Genomic DNA, 26,907 nt, shown 5'->3' with positions numbered 1-26,907 from the left:
TACTCGCTTGGGGAGTGCGATGACGACTACACCTTCGCAGGGGCCAGCCCAAGACCCTTACGGGCAGTACACGGCATTTCCGCTGTCGGCAGTCCAACGGAGTATGTGGTTCGCACAGCAACTCAGCCCCACCGTCCCGGAGTTCATCGCGCACTACATCGAACTGCACGGCGACCTGGACCTCGAACTGCTCCGCCGGTCGGTCGATGCCACCGCGCTCGAATTCGAATCCCCGATGCTGAAGATGGTGGACGTCGACGGCGAGCCCTATCAGGTGATCGACCCGAACTGCGACACCTCCACCGGATATATCGACTTCCGTGGGGAACCCGATCCGACCGCCGCCGCCCACGCGTGGATCGAGGGGGAGTACACGACGCCGGTCGACCTGGCCCGTGACCGACTCATCGATACCTCCGTCCTCCAGGTCGGCGACCGAGATTACTTGTGGTACGCGCGAATTCACCATGTGGTCCTCGACGGTTACGGCGGCGCGACGCTGATCAACAGGATCGCGGCGCACTACACGGCGGCGGTCAACGGCACCGAGCCGCCACCGAATCGCGCCCTGCCCGTGCGCGACCTCTACGACCTGGATCAGAAGTACCGCAGTTCCGACCGATTCACCGCGGACCGCAACTACTGGGCGGAACACATCGTCGGCATCGAGTCGGGTTCCACGCTGGCGCAACGGGAGGCAGCCGCGACCGCGCGTGTCTCGCTGGTGAGTGCTCGCCTGTCGGATGCGGGCCTGTCCGCACTCGAGGACTCTGACCACCGGGTCGGAGCGACCTCGGCCGCGGTGATCATCGCGGCCTTCGGCTGCTACCTCGGGCGGATGACGGGCGAGCGCGACCTCCTGATCAACCTGCCCGTGTCCGGCCGGACGACGGCACAGTTGCAGCGATCCGGGGGCATGCTCGCCACCGTCGCGCCGCTGCACATCACGGTGGACGAAACCGACACCGTGACCGAGCTCGTCGGGCGGGTCCAGCTCGAGCTCATGGGGGCACTCCGGCATCAGCGGTGCAGCGTCGAGGACATCCGCCGCGATGCCGGGCTGACCGGCTCCTCGCGTGGGCTCGCGGGCCCGATGGTCAACGTCATGCTCTTCAACCAGGTGGTCACCCTCGGTCCCATCGTCGGCGGCTATCACATCGTCACCTCCGGACCCGTTGAAGACCTGCTGGTCAACATCTACAAGAGCGGTGCCGACGAGCGCACCCTCGTCGACTTCCGTGGCAACCCGAACCGATACGACGACGACGAGCTGCGGACGCACCACGCCCAGTTCGTCGAGCTGCTCGAGGAGTTCCTGGCCGCCACACCGAGCACCCGGCTCGGCGACATCCACGCGACCAGCGCGGAGGCGGGCGTCCGCCAACGCAGGATCAACGAGGACCGCGACTATTGGACCCGCGCACTCGCCCACCTGCCAACGGCCGCGTCGGTTCCCCTCGATCGTCCTCGGCCCGTACGGCAGTCGGGACCGACGGGGCACGTCGACCTCGAGATCGACCGACGCATCCACCGCCGGATGGCCGACCTGGCCTGGCGGTCGGACTCGAGCGTCTTCGCGGTGATGCACACCGCGCTCGCCGTATTGCTCGGCCGGCTCGCGGACACCGACGACGTCGCCCTCGGCACCGTGGTCAACCGCAGGCAGGCGACCGAGCCACCCGACACCACCGACCCGGACAACCCGGTGGTGTTGCGAAATACGGTCTCGGGGGCCTCCACGTTCACCGACCAGCTCGCCGCCGTCCGCGATTCGGACCGGATGGCGCTGCGACACTCCGATCTTCCGTACGAGAAGGTCGTCGAGGAACTGGTCGCCGCTGCGGGTGGACCGATTGAACCGCCCTTCCGGGTCCTGTTCGAATTCGGGAACAAGGGCGACCCCGAATCCGGCCCGGACAGCCTGCGGATCGGGACGGGAGAGGTCGACGTCCGCCTCGTCTTCACCGAACTGACCACCCACGCCGGGGAACCGGCCGGGATCGCGGGCCGCATCCTCTTCCAGACAGACCTGTACGACCGCACCACCATCACCGAGTTCGCGGACCGGATCGACCGGATCCTGCAGAGCGCCACCGCCGACCCCGATCTGCCGGTCGGCGATATCAGACTCCTCGGACCGGCCGAGTTCGATTCGCTCACACCCGTCCTGGGCGCGCCAGGAGTCCCGCCACGGCCACTGCCCGACCTCCTCTCCGCTGCCGCCGCGATCACACCCGGCAACGACGCCATGAGGTTCGAGGGCACCAGCCTGACGTATCGCGAACTCGACGATCGGTCCACCCAGCTGGCACGTCTGCTGATCGATCGCGGGGTCGGCCCGGAATCCGTTGTCGCGCTGTCGATCGCCAGATCGATCGACTCGGTGCTCGCGCTGTGGGCGGTCACCAAGACCGGCGCGGCCTTCGTGCCGATCGACCCCAACTATCCGCAGGACCGCATCGCGCACATGCTCACCGATTCCGGCGCGGTCCTCGGACTCGCCGCAGGCGACGGCGAACGGTCCGACACCACCCCGTGGCTGGATCTGCACGACCCCGAACTGGGTCGCCTGTGGTCCGAGCAGTCGACGGCGCCGATCGCCGATGCGGACCGCACCGGCCCACTGCGGATCGACCATGCGGCATACCTGATCTACACGTCCGGGTCGACCGGCCTGCCCAAGGGTGTCGTCGTCACCCACCGGGCCCTGGCGAACCTGGCCGCCGATGCTCGCGAGCGGTTCGCCGTCACGCCCGAATCGCGGACCCTGCACTTCAGCTCGCCCAGTTTCGACGCGTCGATCATGGAGCTGTTCATGACCGTCTGTGCCGGTGCGACGATGGTCATCGCCCCGTCCACTCTGTACGGCGGTGCCGAACTGGCCGAGTTGCTCAGCCGCGAGCGGGTCACGCACGCGTTCGTCATCCCGGCCGTACTCGCATCGGTCGATCCGGCAGGACTCGACCACATCGAGTGCATCCTCACCGGGGGAGACGTCTGTCCACCGGCACTCGTCGAACAGTGGGGCCGGGGCCGGACGCTGTTGAACGGGTACGGCCCGACCGAGGCCACCATCATCGCGAGCGCCAGCGGGCTGCTGTCACCCGGAGAGCGGGTCGGCATCGGCCGCCCCTTCGTCGGCTTCGGCTTGATGGTGCTCGACTCCCGCCTGAACCCGGTCCCGGTCGGTGTACCCGGCGAGCTGTACATCTGCGGTCCCGGGGTGGCCAGGGGCTACCACCGGCGACCGACGACCACCGCCGAGCGATTCGTCGCGAACCCGCACTCGCGCTCCGGGGCACCGATGTACCGCACCGGTGACCTGGTGCGGTGGACGGATACCGGCGGCGGGATCTCCCTCGAGTATCTGGGGCGCACCGACTTCCAGATCAAGATCAGGGGCTACCGGATCGAGCTCGGGGAGATCGACGCGGTGCTGCGCTCGCACCCGAGCGTCGGTTTCGCGCTGACCACCGGCCACCCGGGCCCCTCGGGCGACACCGTGCTGGTGAGCTACCTCGTGCCCGAACCGGGACAAGAGGTCGACGAACCCGGAGTCCTCGCCCAGGCCGCGGCCGCGCTGCCTGCGCACATGGTGCCCGCCAGCATCACCGTCCTCGACGAGGTGCCCTTGACCCCGGCGGGCAAGGTGGACCGAAAGGCGCTGCCCGCGCCTCGTTTCGACGGGAGCGTCGCCGGATACCGTGCGCCGAGGGGCGAGACCGAGGAGGCGATCGCGGCGGTCCTCGCGGGCGTGCTGCAGCGCGAGCGAATCGGCGTCGACGACAGCTTCTTCGATCTCGGTGGCAACTCACTGGTCGCCACCAAGGTGGTGACCCGGATCAACGCCGCCCTCGGCACCGAGATCGGGGTGCTCGACCTGTTCGAGGCACCGACCGTCGCGAGCCTCGCGGAGCGAATCGGAGCCGGCGGCGTGCGCACGGCGCCGGGACCCGTCCTGCGGGCGGTACCGCGGACCGGTCCGGTGCCGGTATCGCTGGCCCAGCAACGGATGTGGATCGTCAATCAACTCGACACCTCCTCGGCCGCCTACAACATCCCGATCGCCGTGTCCCTGTCGGGCGAGCTGGACGTGGCCGCGCTCCGGATGGGGCTCGTCGATGTCCTCACCCGTCACGAATCGCTGCGCACCGTATTCCCGAACAGCGAGAACGGCCCGGTCCAGGTGGTGCTCCCCGCCGAGAGGGCAATCCCCGATCTCGAGGTGACCGCCACCGGCGAGGCCGAGCTCGACGAGCGCCTGAAGCTGATCGCGACGGCGGGATTCGACGTCGCCGAGGACCTCCCGGTCCGGATCAGGCTGCTCAGCACCGGCCCCACCGAGCACGTCCTTGTCATCGTGGCCCACCACATCGCGGCGGACGGACTGTCGATGCCGCCGCTCGCGCGCGACGTCATGACTGCATACGTCGCCCGTACGGCGGGCCGGGCACCGGAGTGGGCGCCACTCGAGGTCCAGTACTCGGACTTCGCGGTGTGGCAGCGCGAGATCCTCGGCTCCGAACGCGATCCGGAGAGCCGGCTCTCTCGGCAGCTCGACTTCTGGACACACGCACTCGACGGCGCACCGGAGCTGCTCGAACTGCCCACAGATCGACCTCGGCCCGCTCAGCCGACCGTTCGCGGTGGCGTCGTCGACTTCACCATTCCGGCGCACCTGCATCGCGGGCTGCTCGAGATCGCGGGAGCGCGGAACGCCAGCCTGTTCATGGTCTTGCACGCGGCGCTCGCGGTGCTACTGGCGAGGGCGAGCGATTCGACCGATATCTCGATCGGCACCCCGGTCGGCGGTCGCGGCGAGGCGGCGCTCGACGACGTGGTCGGCATGTTCGTCAACACCCTCGTGCTTCGCACGCAGGTGGACGGCGGCGGCACCTTCTCGGACCTGCTCACCCAGACCCGCACCACCGACCTCGAGGCCTTCGGACACACCGACCTCCCGTACGAACTACTGGTGGAGGCGCTGCACCCCAATCGCTCCGCCGCGCATTCGCCGCTGTTCCAGGTGATGCTCGTCCTGCAGGGGCTCGAGGGCACCGAACTCGAACTGCCCGGCCTCGACGTGCGGGTCAGCGATGTGGACACCCAGACCGCGAAGTTCGACCTCCAGGTGATCCTCACCGAGAACTGGGAGGACGCGGACTCACCCGATCGCGACGGTCAGCGCGAACCAGGGCCGATCACCGCCCAGTTCTCCTATGCCCGTGACCTGTTCGACCCCGCCTCGATGTCCGGGCTGGCCGAGCGGTTCGTCCGCATCCTCGAGGCGGTGACCGCCGACGCCGACGCTACGGTCGGCGACATCGCATTGCTCGGTGCCGACGAGCGGGAGCGGGTGCTGGAGGGATGGAACAACACCGCCGCCCTGGTCCCCGACACCACGCTCGTCGGGCTCCTCGACGACCAGGCGGCGCGCACGCCGGATGCGGTCGCCCTCGTGGTCGACTCCGAACAACTCACCTACGCGGAGTTCGACGCGCGGGTCAACCAGCTGGCCAGGGAGCTGATCTCCCGGGGTGTCGGGCCCGAATCGCGCGTGGCCGTTGCCATCCGGCGCTCCACCGAGCTCGTGATCGGCATCCACGCGATCGTCAAGGCAGGCGGTGCGTACGTTCCGCTCGACCCCGACCACCCCGCGGCCCGAACCGAGTACGTGCTCGACAGCTCCGCACCCGTGTGCGTGCTCAGCACCACGGCCGACCAGGCCGAACTGCGCAGCACCGTCGAGATACTGCAGATCGATTCGATGGACCTGTCCAGGCACTCGACTGCTCCGATCACCGACGCCGACCGGACCGCACCGCTGCGACCCGACAACACCGCCTACGTCATCTACACCTCCGGCTCCACCGGCCGGCCGAAGGGTGTCGCGGTCTCCCACCGGGCCATCGTCAACCGCCTGATCTGGATGCAGGAGACGTACGGTCTGGATCCGACCGATGCGGTCCTGCAGAAGACCCCGGCGACGTTCGACGTGTCCGTGTGGGAGTTCTTCTGGCCGTTGCAGACCGGCGCCAGGCTGGTCGTCGCGGCACCCGACGGACATCGTGACCCCGGCTATCTCTCTCGCATCGTCGAGGCCGAGCAGGTCACCACCATGCACTTCGTGCCCTCGATGCTGGCCGCATTCACCTCGGAGGCCGACCCCGCGCGGTGCGGCTCGCTGCGCCGGGTGTTCTGCAGCGGCGAGGCGCTGCCGCCCGCCACCGCCGATGCCTTCCGCCGGTTCAACGGTGCGGACCTGCACAATCTCTACGGCCCCACGGAGGCCGCGGTCGACGTGACCTCGTGGGAGTGCAGCGAATACGACCGTGTCACCGTGCCGATCGGCGCACCGGTGTGGAACACCGGCGTGTACGTCCTCGACTCGCGTCTGCACCCGGTTCCGCTCGGGATCCCCGGCGAGCTCTACCTCGTCGGTAGCCAGCTGGCCCGCGGCTATGTGGGCCGCAGCGGGCTCACCGCGGACCGATTCGTGCCCAGTCCCTTCGGCGCCCCCGGCGAGAGGATGTACCGGACCGGTGATGTGGTCCGGTGGCGGCGCAACTGGGAGGCCGTCGGATCGCTGGAGTACATCGGTCGATCCGATTTCCAGGTCAAACTCCGCGGGCTGCGAATCGAACTCGGCGAGGTCGAGTCGGCCATGTTCGTCGACCCCGCGGTGGCGCAGGCCGTGGTTGTCGTGCACGAGAGCCCCATCACCGGGGAGAGCCTGGTCGGCTACGTGATCGCGGAAACCGGCTCCGAGGTGGACACGACCGAACTGCGGGAGTCCCTGGGGAAGATACTGCCCGGCTACATGGTGCCCGCGCAGATCATGGTGCTCGACGAGTTCCCGCTCGGCGCGACCGGCAAGCTCGATCGAAAGGCCCTGCCCGCACCCGATTTCCTGGTCTCCGGCGCGGAATACCTGGCACCGCGCAACCCGATCGAGGAGATCCTCGCGACGATCACCGCGGACCTCCTCGGCAGGCCGCGGATTGGGGTGCTCGACAACTTCTTCGATCTGGGTGGGAATTCGCTGATCGCCACCAGGCTCGTCGCGCGCGCCAACTCGGCGCTCGGGTCGCAGCTCGGGGTGCGTGAGGTCTTCGACTCCCTCACGGTGGCGGGCATGGCGGCCCGCATCGAATCCCAGGCCTCCCACGAGAGCGGCAGGCCCGAACTGGTCGCGGGGGCACGCCCCGCCCCGGTGCCGGTTTCGCTGGCCCAGAAGCGAATGTGGTTCATCAACCAGTTCGACACCGATTCGCCTGCCTACAACGTGGCGATGGCGGTGCGGCTGACCGGACGGCTCGACGAGGACGCGTTGCGGGCGGCCGTGACGGACGTACTCGAGCGGCACGAATCGCTGCGCACACTCTTCCCGTCCGTGGACGGCGAACCGACCCAGGTCATCGTGTCGACCTCCGAGGCTTTGCCGGATCTTCCCACCGAGGAGGTGCTCGCGGCGGAGCTCGACACCCGGATCGCCGCGCTGGCAGGCTCCGGTTTCGATGTGACGGCCGCGGTTCCGTTGCGCGCAGGGTTGTTCCGCACCGGCCCCGATGAGCACGTGCTTTCCCTCGTCGTGCACCACATCTGCGCGGACGGATTCTCGCTTGCCCCCCTCGCGCGGGACCTGATGGTCGCGTACACCGCCCGCTCCGACGGGCACGGCCCGCAGTGGGCGCCGCTTCCCGTCCAGTACGCCGACTTCACACTGTGGCAGCACCGGGTTCTCGGTGACTTCACGGATCCGGGCAGCCTGCTCTCGATTCAGCTCGACCACTGGCGACAGGAGCTCGACGGCATGCCGGAGCTGCTGGCGCTGCCGACCGATCGCCCGCGGCCACAGGTCCCGTCGATGCGCGGCGCCGTGCAGGAATTCGCCGTCGACCAGCAGGTTCACCAGCAGTTGGTGCGGCTGGCCCGCGAACACAGTTCCAGCGTGTTCATGGCCGTGCATGCGGCACTCGCGGTGTTGCTCGCGCGCTCGTGCGACACCGACGACGTGCCCATCGGTACCCCCATCGCGGGCCGCGGCGAGGCCGCCCTCGACGACATGGTCGGCATGTTCGTCAACACCCTGGTACTGCGGAGCAGGGTGGGGAGCGACACCAGCTTCGCCGACCTGCTGGCGCGGACCCGCGAGACGGACCTGCGCGCCTTCCATCACGCGGACCTCCCGTTCGAGCGTCTGGTCGACGCCCTGTCTCTGGAGCGTTCGACCTCCTACACCCCGCTTTTCCAGGTGGTGTTCGAGTTCCGTAACAACGACCGGGCGCGGCTGGAGCTGCCGGGTCTGACGGTCGAGGGCATCGATCTGGGCACCGAGATCTCCAACTTCGACCTCCAGCTCACCTGCACCGAGGAGTTCGACGAGACAGGGGCACCCGCGGGCATCTCCGCCGGGTTCACTTACGCGACCGACCTTTTCGACCCCGCCACCGTCGCCGGGTTCGGTCGGCGACTGGTGGCGATCCTCGCCGCGGTCACCGCCGATCCCACCGTCGCGATCGGAGACATCGATCTGCTCGATGCCGCCGAACTCAGCGCGCTGGCTCCCGCACGCGGTCCGGAGTCCGTGCCCGCGCGCACCCTTCCCGAGATCCTCGCCGCCCCGCTCGCGCTCGCGCCCGACTCGCTCGCACTGGTCACCGAGGATCACGAGCTGACCTACCGCGAGATCGACGAGCGGGCGAACCGGCTGGCCCGCATCCTGATCGCGGAGGGTGTCGGTCCGGGCTCCGTGGTGGCGATCGCGATACCCAGGTCGGTCGAGTCGGTGCTGTCGGTGTGGGCCGTGGCGAAGACGGGTGCCGCCTTTGTCCCCGTCGACCCGGACTATCCGGCGGAACGGATCGAGCACATGCTCGCCGACTCCGGCGCGACCGTGTGCCTCACGGTCACCGAATACGGCCGGCGGCTACCCACGCTCGCCCGATACCTCGAACTCGATGCGCCGGACATGCAGGCGGGACTGGCCGCCGCAGCGGCCGCAGCGGTGACCGATGCCGACCGGATCGCCCCGCTGACCCTCGACCACCCGGCGTACGTGATCTACACATCGGGGTCCACCGGCACGCCGAAGGGTGTCGTCGTCCCGCACCGAGGGCTGGCCAATCTCGCGGCCTCGATGCGAGACCGGTTCACCATCACCCCGCCGTCGCGAACGCTGCATCTCGCCTCGCCCAGTTTCGACGCATCGGTCCTCGAGTTGGTGATGGCGTTCGGCGCGGGCGCGACGATGGTCATCGCCCGACCGGGCGTCTACGGCGGAACCGAACTCGCCGACCTGCTCCGCAGCGATCGGGTCTCACACGCCTTCGTCACCCCCGCCGCACTGGAATCGGTGGATCCGCACCAGCTGGACGACCTGGAGTGCGTGGTGACCGGCGCCGACACCTGCCCACCGGACCTCGTCGGTAAGTGGGTCACGGCCAGGAGGCGGATGTTCAACGGCTACGGCCCGACCGAGGCGACGGTCGTGGCGACCGTGAGCCCGCCGATGAGCCCCGGCGACCCCGTGGTCATCGGGCGGCCGATCCGGGGCTGCGGCCTGCTGGTCCTCGATTCGAGGCTGCGAGCGGTGCCGCTCGGGGTCCCGGGCGAGCTGTACATCAGCGGGCCCTCGCTCGCGCACGGCTACCGCAATCGCGCGGGCACCACCTCCGACCGGTTCGTGGCCAACCCGTTCGGCGGACCGGGGGAGCGGATGTACCGGACCGGGGACCTGGTCCGGTGGGTTCGCGCCGTCGGCGACACGACGGGGGTCGACGGGACCGTGCCGGTGGGCGACCTCGAGTACCTGGGCCGCACCGACTTCCAGGTCAAGATCCGCGGGTTCCGGATCGAGCTCGGCGAGATCGAGGCGGCGCTGGCCAGCTACGAGGGCGTCTCCAGCGCGGTCGCGACCGCGCACTCGAACGGCTCCGGCCCCGGCCGGCTGGTCGGCTACGTGGTCCCCGAGCCGGGGGTGGAACTCGACGAGGCCTCGATCCTCTCGTTCGTCAGCGGCATCCTGGCGCCCTACATGGTGCCCGTCGCGCTGATCGTGCTCGACGGCCTGCCGCTCACCCCGGTCGGCAAGCTCGATCGGAAGGCGTTGCCGAAGCCGGACTTCGGTGCCCTTGCCACGCCCGGCCGGGCGCCGGACTCCGAACTCGAGGCCGTCCTGGCGACGTTGTTCGCCGACGTGCTCGGTCTGGATGCGGTGGGCGTGGACGACTCGTTCTTCGCGCTCGGCGGCGACAGCATCATGTCGATCCAGCTCGTGTCGCGAGCCAAGGCCGCCGGTGTGGTGCTGACCCCGCGAGACGTGTTCGAAGCCAAGACTGTCTCGAAGCTGGCCCTGGTCGCAGGGCTCGGCGAGACCTCGGCGGCCGTCACCCTCGAGGAACTGGCAGGCGGCGGCGTCGGCGAGATGCCCCTGACCCCGATCGTGGCCTGGCTGCTCGAACGCGGCGGCAACTTCGGCCGGCTCACCCAGTCCGCTCTGCTCGTCGCCCCCGAGGACCTCACCGACACAGGGGAACTCGGCCGCGTGCTCCAGACCGTGCTCGATCGACACGACATGTTGCGGGCCAGGTTGCACACGAACCGGGCAGCCGGTCCGGACACGCGTGCGGACGCGAGGATGGAGGTGGCCGAGCCGGGGTCGGTCGACGCCGCCGACCTCATCCGCCGGATCGAGGTGGCCGCGACACCCGAGGATCCCGAATTCGACGCCGAGGTGGTCGCGCAGTTCGAGGCGGCCGAGCAGCGACTGGACCCGGCCGCGGGCGTCATGATGCAGGTCGTGTGGCTCGATTCCGGCGCGGGCGTCGGCCGAATCCTGATGGTGGTCCACCACGCCGTGATCGACGGGGTGTCGTGGCGCGTGTTGGTGCCGGACCTGGCGTCGGCATGGGCGCAGATCCGCGCGGGCCAGGATCCGGAGCTGGACCCAGTGGGAACCTCGATGCGGCGCTGGGCGCACGCCCTCGTACAGGAAAGCGAGAACAGGACCGACGAGCTGGTCCGCTGGCGCGAGATGCTGTCCGGGACCGACCCGGTGATCGGTTCGCGCGCACTGGATCCCGCGGTCGACACGAACCAGACCGTGCAGAAGATCAACGTCGAACTGTCGACCGAGGTCACGGACGCGGTACTCACCCGGATTCCCGAGGCATTCCACGGCAGCGTCAACGACGGACTGCTCACCGCGCTGGCGATGGCCGTGTCCCGGTGGCGTCGCGACCGCGGAGTGCATGCGACCGCGACGGTGGTCAACCTCGAAGGGCACGGCCGCGAGGATCAGGTGGTCCCCGGCGCCGACCTGTCACGCACCGTGGGCTGGTTCACCACGGTCTTCCCCATGCGGCTCGAGCTGTCCGACATCGATCTCGACGACGCCTTCGCAGGCGGCCGCGACGCCGGTGCCGCGGTGAAGGCTGTCAAGGAACAACTGCTCGCGGTCCCCGACCACGGCATCGGCTTCGGCATGCTGCGGTACCTGAGCGAGCATGCGCTCGAACTGGGAGAGCTGCCGACGCCACAGATCAGCTTCAACTACCTCGGACGCCTGACCGCGGGCGGCACCGACGACGGGCCGAGCATCGGGTGGAGCCCGGTCGCGGACACCGATCTGGACCTGGTCGGCACCGTCGACATGCCACCGTCAGCGGTCCTGGACATCAACGCGGTCACCACCGAGACCCCCGACGGCCCTCGCCTGCGGTCCACCTGGGCATTCCCCGGCGAGGTCCTCACCGCCGCGGAGGCGATCGACCTCGCGGACCTGTGGGCCGAGGCGCTGACCGCGCTGACGCGGCACGCCGCCACCCCAACCGCGGGCGGGCTCACCCCGTCGGACCTCGACCTGGTGGACCTCGAGCAGGGCACCATCGAACGGCTCGAGGACCGCTACCCCGACCTCGCCGACATCTGGTCGCTGTCGCCGCTGCAGACCGGACTGCTCTTCCACGCGCTGCTTGCCGAGCAGTCGGTCGATCAGTACACCGTGCAACTCGCGCTGGATGTTCGGGGCGCGGACCCCGAGCGAATCTGGCGGGCGGGCCAGGCCCTGATCGACCGGCACCCGAACCTGCGCACGTCCTTCATCGCCGACATCGACGGTGTGACCGTGCAGGTGCAGCACCGGCACGTGCAGCTGCCGTGGACCGAGCTCGACCTGACGACGCTCGACGACGGGGATCGTGAGGCCGAGGTCGCACGCGTCCTGGACGAGGACAGGCACCACGGATTCGACATGGAATCGCCGCCGCTGCTGCGATTCCTGCTCATCCGGACCGGCCCGGACACCCACCGACTGGTGATGACGAACCATCACATCCTGCTCGACGGCTGGTCTGCGCCGCTGATGCTGCGGGAATTGCTGGCCCTGTACGCGACCGACGGCGACGCGACGGCGCTGCCGCGGGCCAACGCCTACCGGGACTACCTGAAGTGGTTGTCCCAGCGCGACTCCGAGAAGTCGATGGACGTGTGGATGCAGGCCCTCGCCGGAGTCGATGAACCCACGCTCGTCGCACCGCTGGACCGCGCCAGGCTGCAGTGGGACAGCGCGCTCTCGGTTCTCGTCGAGATGGGGGTCGAACGGACGCAGCGCCTGCGGGCCGTGGCCCGCGAGCGCGGTCTGACCCTGAACACGCTCATCCGTGCCGCGTGGGGCATCATCATCGCCGAGCTGACCGGCCGCGACGACGTGGTCTTCGGCAGCACCGTCTCCGGGCGACCCCCGCAGATCCCCGGCATCGAGTCGATGATCGGCCTGTTCATCAACACGCTGCCCGTCCGGATCACCCTCGACCCGTTCGAGAACCTCGGCGAGCTGCTGAACCGAATCCAGGACGAGCAGACCGCCCTGCTCGATCACCACTACCTCGGACTCAGCGACATCCAGGACGCGGCGGGGCCCGCGGCCACCTTCGACACGTTGACCGTCTTCGAGTCGTACCCGTTCGACCGGGCGGCGCTGACCGCCGACGTCGACATCGCCGGGCTGCGCGTGCTCGGGATCCCCGAGATCAACGATGCCGCCCACTATCCGCTGGCCCTGGTCGCCTCCGCGGAGGAGCAGTTGCGGCTCAAGGTCGAGTACTTCCCGGATCTGTTCGAGCGCGCGGACGCGGAGACCATCGCCGCGCGCACCGCGCGGGTGCTGGACGCCTTCGCCGACACCCCGGACCTTCCACTGTCCCGGCTGCGGCTGCTCTCGCCCGAGGAGGAAATCGAACTGCTCCCGGTCGACGGCGGCGCGATCGTGAGCGCGCGGACGCTGCCCGAGCTGTTCACGGACGGAGCGGGGATCGACCCCACCGCGGTGGCGCTGACGATGGCCCGCCGCGAGATGTCCTATCGCGAGCTCGACGAGCGGTCGAATCAGATCGCCAGGAGTCTGCTCGCGCGGGGCCTCGGGCCGGGTTCGGTTGTCGCCCTCGCGATCAGGCGTTCCATCGAATCGGTCATGTCGGTCTGGGCGATCACCAAGACGGGAGCAACCTTCGTCCCGGTGGACCCGAACTACCCGTCCGATCGGATCGAGCACATGCTCTCCGACTCGGGCGCGACCTTCGGACTGACCGTCGCCGAGTACCGCGACCGCCTACCCGGGACCGCAGCATGGTCGGTCATCGACGATCCGGAGGCCTCGGCCGAGTTCGACGGCAGGTCGGCGGCCGCGGTCACCGACGCCGACCGCCCGCGCCCCCTGCGGGTCGACGACATCGCGTACGTGATCTACACGTCCGGCTCGACGGGGCTCCCGAAGGGCGTGGTGGTCTCGCACCGGTCGTTCGAGAAGCTCGTCGCCGTGCAGCACGATCTGTTCGCCCCGAACTCGGCATCACGCACCCTGCATTTCGCCAGTCCCAGCTTCGACGCGTCGGTCTTCGAGTACCTGCTCGCCGCGGGCGCGGGAGCGACGCTGGTGATCGTGCCGCCCACGGTGTACGGCGGGATCGAACTGGCCCGGCTGCTCAAGGAGGAACGGGTGACCCACGGCTTCATCATCAGCTCGGCGCTCTCGGGGATGGACCCCGCCGGTCTCGACGACTTCCAGGATGTCCTGTTCGGCGGCGAGGCCGCGCCACCGGAGCTGGTGCCGCGCTGGGCTCCAGGGCGCCGACTGTGGAACGCGTACGGCCCCACCGAGGGCACGATCGTGACGAACTTCAGCGATCCGGTGTCGGTGGACGAACCGGTCACCATCGGCGGACCGCTGCGCGGGATCCAGGAGATCCTGCTGGACGCCTTCCTGCGTCCCGTCCCGATCGGGGTGCCCGGCGAGCTGTACATCGCAGGGCACAACGTGGCGCTCGGCTATCACCGTCGCACCGGCCTCACCGCCGGTCGATTCGTGGCGAATCCGTTCGGCGGCCCCGGCGAACGGATGTACCGCACCGGCGACGTCGTTCGGTGGCGGCGCTCCCCGGAATCCGGCCGACTCGTGATCGAGTACATCGGACGCAGCGACTTCCAGGTGAAGGTCCGCGGGTTCCGCATCGAGCTCGGCGACATCGACAGCGCCCTCGGCGAGCACGAGGGCATCGACTTCTCCGTGACCATCGGGCACGGATCGGCGAGCAACGCCGTCCTGGCCTCGTACGTGCTGCCGGCAGCCGGACACCGGATCGAGCCGGCCGAGGTCCGCGAGTTCCTCTCGACCCGGCTGCCCTCGCACATGGTGCCCTCGAGCGTGATGATCCTCGACGACATCCCGCTGACCCCCGTCGGCAAGCTGGACCGCGCCGCGTTGCCCGCGCCGGAGTTCGCCGCCACCACCGAGTTCCGGGCGCCGACCACTGCCCTCGAACGCACCATCACCGATGTCTTCGCCGCCGTCCTCGGCCTCGACCGCGTCGGCCTCGACGACAGCTTCTTCGACCTCGGCGGCAACTCGCTGAGCGCGACCCGCGTCACCGCGCGGCTGTCGTCCGCACTCGAGGTCGACCTCAGCGTCCGCGCCCTGTTCGAGGCGCCCACCGCAGGCACCCTCGCACAGCGTGTCGCACTGTCCGACGGTGAGCACCGGCGCCCGTCGCTCGAGGCGACCGACCGGCCCGAACGACTGCCGCTGTCGTTGGCGCAGCAGCGGATGTGGTTCCTCAACCAGTTCGACACCGAGTCCGCCGCGTACAACATCCCGCTCGCCGTACGCCTGACCGGGCACCTCGACACCGACGCGCTGCGCAGCGCCGTCGCCGACGTCGTCGACCGGCACGAATCGCTGCGCACCCTGTTCCCCATGGTCGACGGTCAGCCCACCCAGGTGATCGTGCCCGCGGCAGCCGCGGTACCGGACCTCACCGCGATCGACACCACCGAGTCCGAACTGCCGCAGCGCATCTCCGACCTGATCTCGGGCGGATTCGATGTCACCGACGCGGTGCCCGTGCGCGCGGCCCTGCTGCGCATCGGCTCAGACGAGCACGTGCTGGTGCTCGTCGTCCACCACATCAGCGCCGACGGTTTCTCGATGTCCCCGCTGGCCCGGGACGTGATGGCCGCCTACACCGCGCGGGTGTCTGGTGCCATGGCACCGTGGTCCCCGCTGCCGGTCCAATACGCCGACTACGCGCTGTGGCAACACCGCGTCCTCGGCTCCGAGGACGATCCCGAGTCCCTGCTCGCGCGCCAGCTCGACCACTGGACGGAAGTCCTCTCGGGGTTGCCGGAGGTGATCGCGCTGCCCACCGACCGACCGCGGCCGGTCTACCAGAGCTTCCACGGCGAACGATTCGACTTCACCGTGCCGCCAAGGGTGCACCGCGCCCTCGTCGACCTGGCACGGCAACACAACTCGACGATGTTCATGGCCGGCCACGCCGCGCTGTCGCTGCTGCTCGCGAAGCTCTCCGGAACCACCGACGTCGCCGTCGGCACCCCGATCGCGGGACGCGGCGAGGCGGCGCTCGACGATCTGGTCGGCATGTTCGTCAACACCCTGGTGCTGCGCAACGAGGTGGATCCACGGGCATCGTTCGGGGAGCTCCTCGACAACGTGCGCGAGGTGGACGTCGCCGCGTTCGCGCATGCGGACCTGCCGTTCGAGCGACTCGTCGAGGCACTCGCCCCCGAACGGTCCACCGCACACTCGCCGTTGTTCCAGGTACTGCTCGAGTTCCAGAACAACGAGCCGCCCCACCTGGAGCTGCCCGGACTGACCGCGGACGGAATCGATCCCGACCTGGCCGTCGCCAAGTTCGACCTGCAGCTGACACTCGCCGAGCGGTACGGGGAGGACGGGCGCCCGGCCGGGATCTCGGCGATGTTCACCTACGCCGACGATCTGTTCGACCCAGGCACCGTGCACGGCTTCGCCCGGCGACTGTGCGACCTCCTCGAATCGGTCACCACGGATCCCGACCGCGCGGTCGGGGACATCGAGATCACCGACCCGGCCGAGCGCGACGCGATGGCCTCGCTCTGGAACGTCGCGGGCGTGCCTGCACCGACGGGCACCCTGGTGGACCGGTTCGCGAGCACGGTCGCCCGGCAGCCGGCAGCGGTCGCCGTGTCCTGCGACGGTGAAACCCTGACCTACGCGCAACTCGACGACCGGGCCAACCGGCTCGCCCGGGTCCTGATCGGCAGGGGCGCCGGACCCGAATCCCTCGTCGCGGTCGCGCTGCCGCGCACCAACGACCTGATCGTGGCGCTGCTGGCCGTCGTCAAGTCCGGTGCCGGCTATCTGCCCGTCGACGTGACGTACCCGGCCGACCGGCTGATCTTCATGCTCGAGGACGCGGATCCGATCTGCATGATCTCCACCGGTGCCGACCTCGAACGCCTGCCTGACACCGACGTGCCCGTCGTGGTGCTGGATTCGGACGAGTTGACCACCCGACTCGCCACGGAATCGGGCGCGCCCGTCACCGACACCGATCGGCTGGCCCCGCTCGACCCGGCGGACACCGCCTACGTGATCTACACCTCCGGGTCGACCGGGCAGCCGAAGGGCGTCGTCGTCTCGCACCGCAACGTGCTCACCCTCTTCGCGAACACCGAAGAGAAGTTCGGGTTCGACGAGTCCGATGTGTGGACGATGTTCCACTCCTACGCATTCGACTTCTCGGTCTGGGAGCTGTGGGGCCCACTCCTGTACGGCGGCACCCTGGTGGTCGTCGACTACTACACCGCCCGCTCGCCGGAGATGTTCCTCGAACTCTTGCGGCGCGAGCGGGTGACGGTGCTCAATCAGACGCCGACCGCGTTCTACCAGCTGGCCGAGGCCGACCGGCTGGCCACGGGTGACTCACCGGCTTTGGCCCTGCGTTACGTGATCTTCGGTGGTGAGGCGCTCGATCTCGGTCAGCTCGGCCGCTGGTACGCCAGGCATGGCGAGACTGCGCCTGCGCTGGTCAACATGTACGGCATCACCGAGACCACCGTGCACGTCAGTCACCTCCCACTCGACCGCGCCTACGCCGCCGAGGCGTCCGCGTCCGTCATCGGCCGGGCGATCCCCGGTTTGCGGGTGTCGGTGCTCGATCAACGACTGCATCCGGTCCCGCCAGGGGTGACGGGGGAGATGTACGTCGCGGGAGATCAGGTCTCGCGTGGCTACCTCGGCCGGGCGGCGCTGACCTCCGCGCGGTTCGTCGCGGATCCCATGGGTGCCGCCGGTGCACGGATGTACCGAACCGGTGATGTGGCCCGCTGGAATCGGGATGGTCAACTGGAGTACCTGGGCCGCAGCGACTTCCAGGTGAAGGTCCGCGGGTTCCGGATCGAGCTGGGCGAGATCGAGGCGGTCCTGCTGCGGTTCCCTGGCGTCGCGCAGGCCGTGTCCCTCGTGAGCGAGGACCCGCGGGGCAACCGGTTGATCGCCTACGTGGTCCCGGAGCCGGGGTTACGCCCGGACGAGAACGAGGTGCTCGAGTTCGCGGGCACTCAACTCGCCTCGCACATGGTGCCCGCGGCGGTGCTGGTCATCGACGAACTCCCGCTGACCGCGAACGGCAAACTGGACAGAAAGGCACTGCCGGAACCGGATTTCGCGACGCGGGTCCATGCCGGCCGCGCGCCGAGCACCGAGACCGAGACCGTGTTGGCGACCCTGTACGCCGAGGTGCTCGGTCTGGATTCGGTGGGCGTGGAGGATTCGTTCTTCGCGCTCGGCGGCGACTCCATCATGTCGATCCAGCTCGTGTCCCGGGCCAAGGCTGCCGGTGTCGCGATCTCGCCGCGGGAGGTCTTCGAACACAAGACGGTCGCCGCGCTCGCCGTCGTGGCCGAATCGGCCGAGGTCGGGGACGCGATCGTGCTCGACGAGCTCGCGGGCGGGGGCGTCGGCGAGCTGCCGTTGACCCCGATCATGCACTGGCTGACCGATCGGGCCGGGGCCGCTGGGGACATCAACCGCTACACCCAGACGGCACTGCTCACGCTGCCGCCAGGGGCGGACGCGGACACCGTCGAGCGCACGCTGCAGGCAGTGCTCGACCACCACGACATGTTGCGGTCCAGGCTGATCCAGCGCGATCCCGACCGCGAACCGGCGATGACGGTCGCCGAACAGGGGTCGGTGCCCGCCGCGTCGGTACTGCGTAGGGTCGCGGTCGCAGGTGTGGAGGGCCCCGAGTTCTCCGCGATCGCGGCGGCCGAACTCGACGCGGCGGCGGACCGACTCGACCCGTGGACAGGCACGATGCTGCAGGTGGTCTGGTTCGATCCCTCGGACTGCGGCGAACCCGATGCCCCGGGCCGACTGCTGATGGTCGTGCATCACGCGGTGATCGACGGGGTGTCGTGGCGCGTGCTGGTGCCGGACCTGGCGTCGGCGTGGGCACAGATCCGCGCGGGTCAGGATCCCGTCCTGGCCCCGGTGGGGACCTCGATGCGCCGCTGGACGCACGCCCTGGCCGAGGCGAGCGCGACCAGGTCCGGGGAGATGGACCTGTGGCGGCGGATGCTGGCCGGTCCGGATCCGGTGATCGGTTCGCGTGCACTGGATCCGGCGGTCGACACCAACGAGACCGTGCAGAAGATCACCGTCGAACTCCCGAGCGAGGTCACGGAGTCGCTGCTGACGCGGCTTCCGGAGGTATTCCACGGCAGCGTCAACGACAGCCTGCTCACGGCGCTTGCGATGGCCGTGTCCCGGTGGCGCTCCGCCCGCGGCGAAGAGGTGTCGGCGACGGTGGTCAATCTGGAGGGCCACGGCCGCGAGGATCACGTGATCGCGGGCGCCGATCTGTCGCGGACAGTGGGCTGGTTCACCACGATCTTCCCGGTCCGGCTCGATCTGTCCGACATCGATCTCGACGACGCCTTCGCGGGCGGGCCGGACGCGGGCACCGCGGTCAAGGTCGTGAAGGAACGGTTGCTCTCGATACCCGATCACGGCATCGGCTTCGGGATGCTCCGATACCTGAGCGAACACCGGAACGAATTGCGCGAACTGCCTGCGCCGCAGATCAGCTTCAACTACCTCGGCCGGATGACGGACGGAGCCGGGACGCTGGACCCCGGCACCGGCTGGACCCCGGTCACCGACACCGGCCTCGACGACGCCCCGAGCAAGCAGATGCCGGTCGCGTCGGTCCTGGACATCAACGCGCTGACCCTCGGATCCCCGGACGGGCCGCGGCTGCGCGCAACCTGGTCGTTCCCGACGCGGGTCCTGCGCGCCCTCGAGGTCCGCGAGCTGGCGGACCTGTGGGCCGAGGCGCTGACCGCGCTGGCCCGGCACGCCGCGGCGCCGACCGCGGGCGGGCTCACACCGTCGGACCTCGCCCTGGTGGATCTCGAGCAGGACACCATCGAGCGACTCGAGGGCCGGTTCCCCGGCCTCGCCGACGTCTGGTCGCTGTCCCCGTTGCAGTCCGGCCTGCTCTTCCACGCGCAGATGTCGGACGCGTCGGTCGATCCGTATCTCGTCCAACTCACCATCACCCTGCGGGGCACGGTCGACCCGGACCGCATCCGCAGGGCCGGTCAGGCACTGCTCGATCGGCACCCGAACCTGCGGGCGGCGTTCGTCGCCGAACAGGGCGGTGTCGCCGTCCAGGTCATCGCGGATCACGTCGAGCTGCCGTGGCGTGAGATCGATCTCGCCGAGACGGCATCCGAGGACCGCGAGGACGCCCATGCCGCGGTCGTGGCGGCCGACCGGGCAGCGAGGTTCGACATGTCGTCCGCGCCGCTCCTGCGCCTGATGCTCGTGAAGTTCGACGAGGACGAGTACCGGTTGACGCTGACGAACCACCACATCCTGATCGACGGCTGGTCGACACCGATCGTCATCCGGGACCTGCTGACCCTGTACGCGACCGACGGGGACGCCTCGGCACTTCCGCCCGTGCACCCCTACCGCGACTACCTGGTCTGGATGTCCCGGCGTGACATCGGTCAGTCGACAGAGGCGTGGCGGCAGGCACTCTCGGACGTCGAGGAACCGACCGTGCTGGCGCCCGCGAACGACGGTCGTCCGCATTCGGGCAGCCAGGAGTTCGGGCTGACGCTGTCCGAAGCGGAGACCAGCCTGCTGCGACTGTTGGCGGGCGAGCGCGGCCTCACCCTCAACACGATGCTCCAGGCCGCATGGGGAATCGTGCTCGGCGCGCTGACCGGCCGCGACGACGTGGTGTTCGGCAGCACCGTCTCGGGCAGGCCGCCGGGGATCGCCGGCATCGAGTCGATGGTCGGCCTGTTCATCAACACCCTTCCTGTCCGGGTCATCCTCGATCCGTACGAGAGCCTCGGCGGATTGCTCGACCGGGTCCAGCACGAGCAGGTCGCGCTGCTCGACCACCACTACCTCGGGCTGGCGGACATCCAGAAGGTCGCCGCACCCGCCGCCGCGTTCGACACCCTCACCGTGTTCGAGTCATACCCGATCGATCGCGCCGGCCTGACCGAACAGACCGACATCGCGGGCATGCGCATCGCGGGCTTCGACGGACGGGATTCGGCTCATTACCCGCTGGCCATCGTCGCCTCCGGTGAGGAGAACCTGCACCTGAAGCTCGAGTACCTCGCCACGGCCTTCGACGTCGCCGCCGTGGAGTCCATCGCGGCCCGGGTACGGCGGGTACTGGTCGCGATGGCCACCCACCCCGACCTCCAGCTCGCGCGGATGGACCTGCTGTCGGCGGACGAGCGCGTCGCCCTTGTCCCCGTGCACGGCAGGCCGGGTGTCTCGGCCAGGACGCTCCCGGAGTTGTTCGAGGACGCGGCGGCCGCGAGTCCGGAGGCCACCGCGCTGGTCCACGAGGGACGCCACGTCAGCTATCTCGAGCTCGACATGCGTTCGACGCAGTTGGCGCGCCTGCTGATCGCGAGGGGCGCGGGTCCGGAAACCTATGTTGCTCTTGGCATCCCTCGATCCATCGAATCGGTGCTCGCGGTGTGGGCGGTGGCCAAGACCGGCGCGGCGTTCGTGCCCGTCGACCCCAACTACCCGCAGGACCGGATCGAGCACATGCTCACCGACTCCGGCGCGACCCTCGGACTCGCCATGACCGCGGATCGCGCGCGGCTGCCCGACTCCGTGCCGTGGCTGCTCCTCGACGGGCCCGACTGCACCGCCGAACGGGCGGCCCAGTCCACCCGTCGGGTGGTCGACGCGGACCGGGTCTCGCCGATCGGCATGAACAACGCCGTCTATGTCGTCTACACCTCGGGTTCGACCGGAACACCCAAGGGCGTGGTGATCACCCACGTCGGCCTGGAGAACTTCGCCACCGACCAGCGCGAACGGTTCAACACGACGCCGATGTCGCGGACCCTGCACTTCTCGACGCCGAGCTTCGACGGCGCCGTCTTCGAATACCTGCAGGCGTTCGGGCTGGGTTCGACGATGGTGATCGCACCGCAGTCCGTGTACGGCGGAGCCGAACTCGCGCACCTGATCAAGGTCGAGGGGGTCACCCATGCCTTCGTGACGACCGCCGCGCTGGCGACGGTGGACCCGGGGGGACTCGTCGAATTCCAGCACGTGGCCTTCGGCGGTGAGGCCTGCCCGCCGGAGCTGGTCACGCGGTGGGCGCCGGGACGCAAGCTGACCAACGCGTACGGCCCGACCGAGACCACGATCATGGCCAACATCAGCGACCCGATGACGGTGGGGGAGCCCATCACGCTCGGCGGCCCGATCCGCGGGGTGTCCGAGGTCGTACTGGACGGGTACCTGCGGCCGGTTCCCGCCGGCGTCCCCGGCGAGTTGTACATCGCGGGTGTCGGACTGGCGCGCGGATACCACCGGAGGGGCGCGCTGACCGCGGACCGCTTCGTGGCGAATCCGTACGGGCAACCGGGAGATCGGATGTACCGCACCGGGGACATCGTCCGCTGGCGGGTGGAACCCGGGTCCGGCGAACGCACGGTCGAGTACATCGGGCGCAGCGATTTCCAGCTGAAGGTGCGCGGCTTCCGGATCGAGCTCGGCGAGATCGACTCCGAGATCATGGCGTACCCAGGAGTGAGCTTCGCGGTGACCGTCGGCGTGCCTGGTCCGTCCGGCGACACCGTGCTGGCCAGCTACGTGGTGCCGATGGCGGACGTACCGGTGCGGGTACCGGCGTTGAGCGATCACCTGGCGGGCCGGCTGCCGTCCCACATGGTGCCGTCGAGCATCGTCCTGATCGACGAGATCCCACTGACCCATGTCGGCAAGCTCGATCGGTCGGCGCTGCCGGAGCCCGAGTTCCTCGGCACCGCCACCGAGTACCGCGAACCGAGCACACCGCTCGAACGCACCATCGCCGAGGTGTTCGCCGCGGTCCTCGGTGTCGATCGGATCGGCCTCGACGACAGCTTCTTCGACCTCGGCGGGAACTCGCTCATCGCCACCCGCGTCACGGCACGACTCGGGACCGCGCTCGGTGCCAAGATCGGCGTCCGTGCACTCTTCGAGTCGCCGACGATCACCGCGCTGGCCGCCCTGCTCGCGCCCGAGCGCACCGGCACCGATGCGCGGCCTCCGCTCACCGCGATCGAGCGCCCGCCGGTGATCCCGGTGTCACTGGCCCAGAAGCGGATGTGGTTCCTGAACCAGTTCGACACCGCCTCGCCCGCATACAACATCCCGCTGGCGGTCAAGCTGTCCGGTCGCCTCGACACCGAGGCGCTCGGCGCCGCGATCCGGGACGTGCTCGACCGACACGAGTCGCTGCGCACGATGTTCCCCGTCCACGACGGCGAGCCCACACAACTCGTGGTGCCCACCGACCAGGTCCTGCCCGCACTGACGACGATCTCCGTCACCGACGCCGAACTGAACTCGCGCATCATCGAACTCGCGGGCGCAGGCTTCGACGTCACCGCCGCGGTACCGGTGCGGGCCGCGTTGCTCCGGCTGGGCGAGCTCGAACACGTTCTGACCATCGTGGTGCACCACATCTGCGCCGATGGTTCCTCCCTCGGTCCGCTCGCCAGGGACGTGATGGTCGCCTACAACGCCCGGGTCAACGGCTCGGCCCCGGGATGGGACCCGCTGCCGGTGCAGTACGCCGACTACACCCTTTGGCAGCACCGGATGCTCGGCGCCGAGGACGATCCGGGGTCACTCATCACCGCGCAACTCGAGTACTGGAACCAGAACCTCGCGGACCTGCCGGACGTGATCGCGCTGCCGACCGACCGCCCGCGTCCGCTGCAGCAGACCTTCCGCGGCGACCGCATCGAGTTCGCGATCGACGCCGGGCTGCACGCCCGCATCGGCGACCTGGCGCGGGCGAACAACTCGACCGTCTTCATGGTGATGCACGCGGCACTCGCGGTCCTACTGGCCCGGCTCGGCGACACCGACGACGTCGCCATCGGTACCCCGATCGCCGGCAGGGGCGAGGCCGAACTCGACGAGATGATCGGCATGTTCGTCAACACCCTCGTGCTGCGCACCCACGTCGACCCCGACGCCGACTTCCTCGAGCTGCTCGAATCGGCCCGTGAGACGGACCTCGCGGCGTTCGCACACGCCGACCTCCCGTTCGAGCGGATCGTCGAGGCGCTGAACCCGGCCCGATCCACGTCCTACCAGCCCCTCTTCCAGGTCGCGCTGGAGTTCCAGAACACCGAACGGCCGCACCTGGCACTTCCGGGCCTCGAGGTCGACGGCGTCGACCTCGACATCCGGGTGGCGAAGGAGGACCTGGAGCTGATCCTCGCCGAGAACGTCGCGGCGGACGGCACGCCCGCGGGTGTTCGTGGCGGTATCGACTACGCGACAGACCTGTTCGACCCCGAGTCCGTGCACGCCTTCGCGGATCGTTTCGTCCGGGTTCTCGATGCGGTGACCGCCGACCCGCACCGGGCGATCGGCAACATCGGCATCCTCGGCGAGGTCGAGATGTCCGATATGGCACCGGCGCTCGGACCCGAGGGTGGTGCGCCGCAGCTGTGGCCGGACATCCTGTCCGCCGCCGCGGCCGCGGCACCCGAGTCGCTCGCGTTGTCCTTCGAGGATGAGCACCTGACCTATCGTGAGCTCGACGAGCGGTCGAACCGGTTGGCCCGGGTGCTGCGAGGGTCCGGGGTCGGCCCGGAGACCTTCGTCGCGCTCGGCCTGCCCCGCTCGATCGAGGAGATCGTGTCGATCTGGGCGGTGGCGAAGGCAGGCGCCGCGTTCGTACCCGTGGATCCGACCTATCCGCCGGAACGAATCGAGTACATGCTGGTGGATTCCCGCGCCGTCGTCGGGCTGACCGTCGCATCGCGGCGCGGGCAGCTCCCCGACACGATTCCGTGGCTCGTGATGGACGCCCCCGACTTCCTCGCGTCCATGTCCGCGTCGTCGCCGGCCCCGGTCATCGATGCGGACCGGATCGTCCCCCTGCACCTCGCCCACCCGGCCTACCTGATCTACACCTCCGGATCCACCGGTCTGCCCAAGGGCGTCATCGTCACGCATCAGGGCATCGCGAACCTGACCGCGGAGGAGAACAGCCGGTTCGGCGTCACCGAGCGGTCGAGGGTCTCGCACCTGGCGTCCCCGAGCTTCGACGCCTCCGTGTTCGAGCTGATGATGGCGTTCGGCACGTCCGCGGGCGTGGTGATCGTGCCGCCCACCGTGTACGGCGGCCCCGATCTCGAGGACCTGCTCCGGCGCGAGCACGTCACCCACGCCTTCATCACCCCGACCGCCCTGGCGTCGATGGAGGACCGGGATCTGTCGGAGCTGGAGGTCCTCGCGGTCGCCGGGGAGGCGTGCCCGCCGGACTTGGTGGACGTCTGGGCGCGGGGGCGCCGGATGTTCAACGGCTACGGGCCGACCGAGACCACCATCCAAGCCAGCGTCAGCGACCCGATGGAGAGTGGGGTGCCGGTCAACATCGGCAACCCGGCCATCGGTTTCGGCGAGGTCGTGCTCGACGCCCACCTGCAGCCGGTCCCGGTCGGGGTGCCCGGCGAGATGTACATCCTCGGTCTCGGGCTGGCCCGCGGTTATCACAACCGGATCGGGTTGACCTCCGAACGCTTCGTGGCGAGCCCGTTCGGTGATCCGGGGCAGCGGATGTACCGCACCGGGGACATCGTCCGCTGGCAACGCGACCCCCGCACCGGAGATCACACCATCGAGTACATCGGCCGCAGCGACTTCCAGGTGAAGGTGCACGGCTTCCGCATCGAACTCGGCGAGATCGACACCGTGCTGACGCACCACCCCGACATCGCGTTCTCGGCCACCATCGGTCAGACCGGGCCGTCCGGGGACACCCTGCTGGCGTCTTACGTGCACCCGGTCGAGGGTCGCACGCTGGTGCCCGCCCAGGTCAGGTCCTTCGCCTCGGGCCGCCTGCCCGCCCACATGGTGCCGTCGGCCGTCGTGGTCCTCGACACGATACCGATGACGCCCGTCGGCAAGCTCGATCGAAAGGCATTGCCGACACCCGAGTTCGGTGCTCGCGCCGACGAATACCGCGCGCCGGTCACACCGAGCGAACTGGCGATCACCGAGGCCTACGCCGAGGTGCTCGGCGTCGAACGCGTCGGTGTCGACGACAGCTTCTTCGACCTCGGAGGCACCTCGATCGTGGCCACCCGGGTCGTCACCGAGCTCCGCGCGCGGTTCGGGGACCGGATCCAACTGCAGTCGATCTTCCTCGATCCGACCCCGGCCGGGCTCGCGCACCGCCTCGACGAGGAGTCGGCGCAGTCGGCCGCCGATGAGGCTCTGCAGGTGGTGATCCCGCTGCGGCCGAGCGGTACCAAGCCCGCCCTGTTCTGCGTGCACCCCGGCATCGGTCTGAGTTGGGGTTACGCCGGGCTGGTCCAGCACCTCGCCCAGGACCGCCCCGCGTTCGGCCTGCAGCTGCCGCTCATCAGCGGGGGGCCGCGCTTCGAGTCGATCGAGCAGCTGGCGCACCGGTACGTGCAGGAGATGCGCGCGGTCCAGGGCCACGGCCCGTACCACCTGCTCGGCTGGTCCCTCGGCGGCGTGATCGCGCACGCCATGGCCGTGGAGCTTCGGCGGGACGGCGACGAGGTGGCGACGCTCGCCATCATGGACAGCTATGTCACCGCCGACGGGATCCCGCAGGTGCTGACAGTCGAGGAGCTGTTGCAGGGCCTCGGGCTCGACCTCCGCACCCCCGACGGCGAGGAGCTGACCTACGCGCGGGCGGTCGAGCTGCTCGACGAGTCCCTCGGACAGCGCACCGGCCTCACCGCCGCGCATCTCGAGCGGATCAGCGCCGGCTTCACCAATTCGGCGCAGATCATGGACCGATTCCGTCCCGCGGTCTTCGACGGCGACCTGCTCTTCTTCAGCGCGGCAGGCGGTTCCGGGAACGGAGAACATTCCCCCGAGGAGTGGCGTCCGGCGGTCACCGGCGGAATCCGCGAGGTCCAAGTGGACTGCGGCCACAACCAGATGATCGAACCCGAGTCGTTGGCCGTGGTCGGTCCCGCGCTCGAGAAGTACCTCTCCTCACATTGATCGGTCACGGTCGCCGGGTC

General features: G+C 69.4%; 1 protein-coding gene. It reads left to right on the top strand.

Annotated elements, in window-relative coordinates; all coding sequences use genetic code 11:
* The first annotated feature begins 19 nt into the window (after positions 1–19).
* Positions 20–26,887, top strand: coding sequence for a non-ribosomal peptide synthase/polyketide synthase (locus tag ABIC28_RS18035; RefSeq protein ID WP_354580147.1), 26,868 nt, complete (start codon positions 20–22; stop codon positions 26,885–26,887).
* Positions 26,888–26,907 lie beyond the last annotated feature (20 nt).

This window comes from Rhodococcus sp. PvR044 (genome assembly GCF_040548995.1).
GTDB lineage: Bacteria > Actinomycetota > Actinomycetes > Mycobacteriales > Mycobacteriaceae > Rhodococcus_G > Rhodococcus_G oryzae.
The sequence above is the reverse complement of the archived record's forward strand: the minus strand, read 5'-3'. Positions and strand labels throughout refer to the sequence as shown.

What these genes read in the sequence shown, in the direction of transcription:
- ABIC28_RS18035 (WP_354580147.1), top strand. Translation starts at nt 20, where the DNA reads ATGACGACTACACCTTCGCAGGGGCCAGCCCAAGACCCTTACGGGCAG.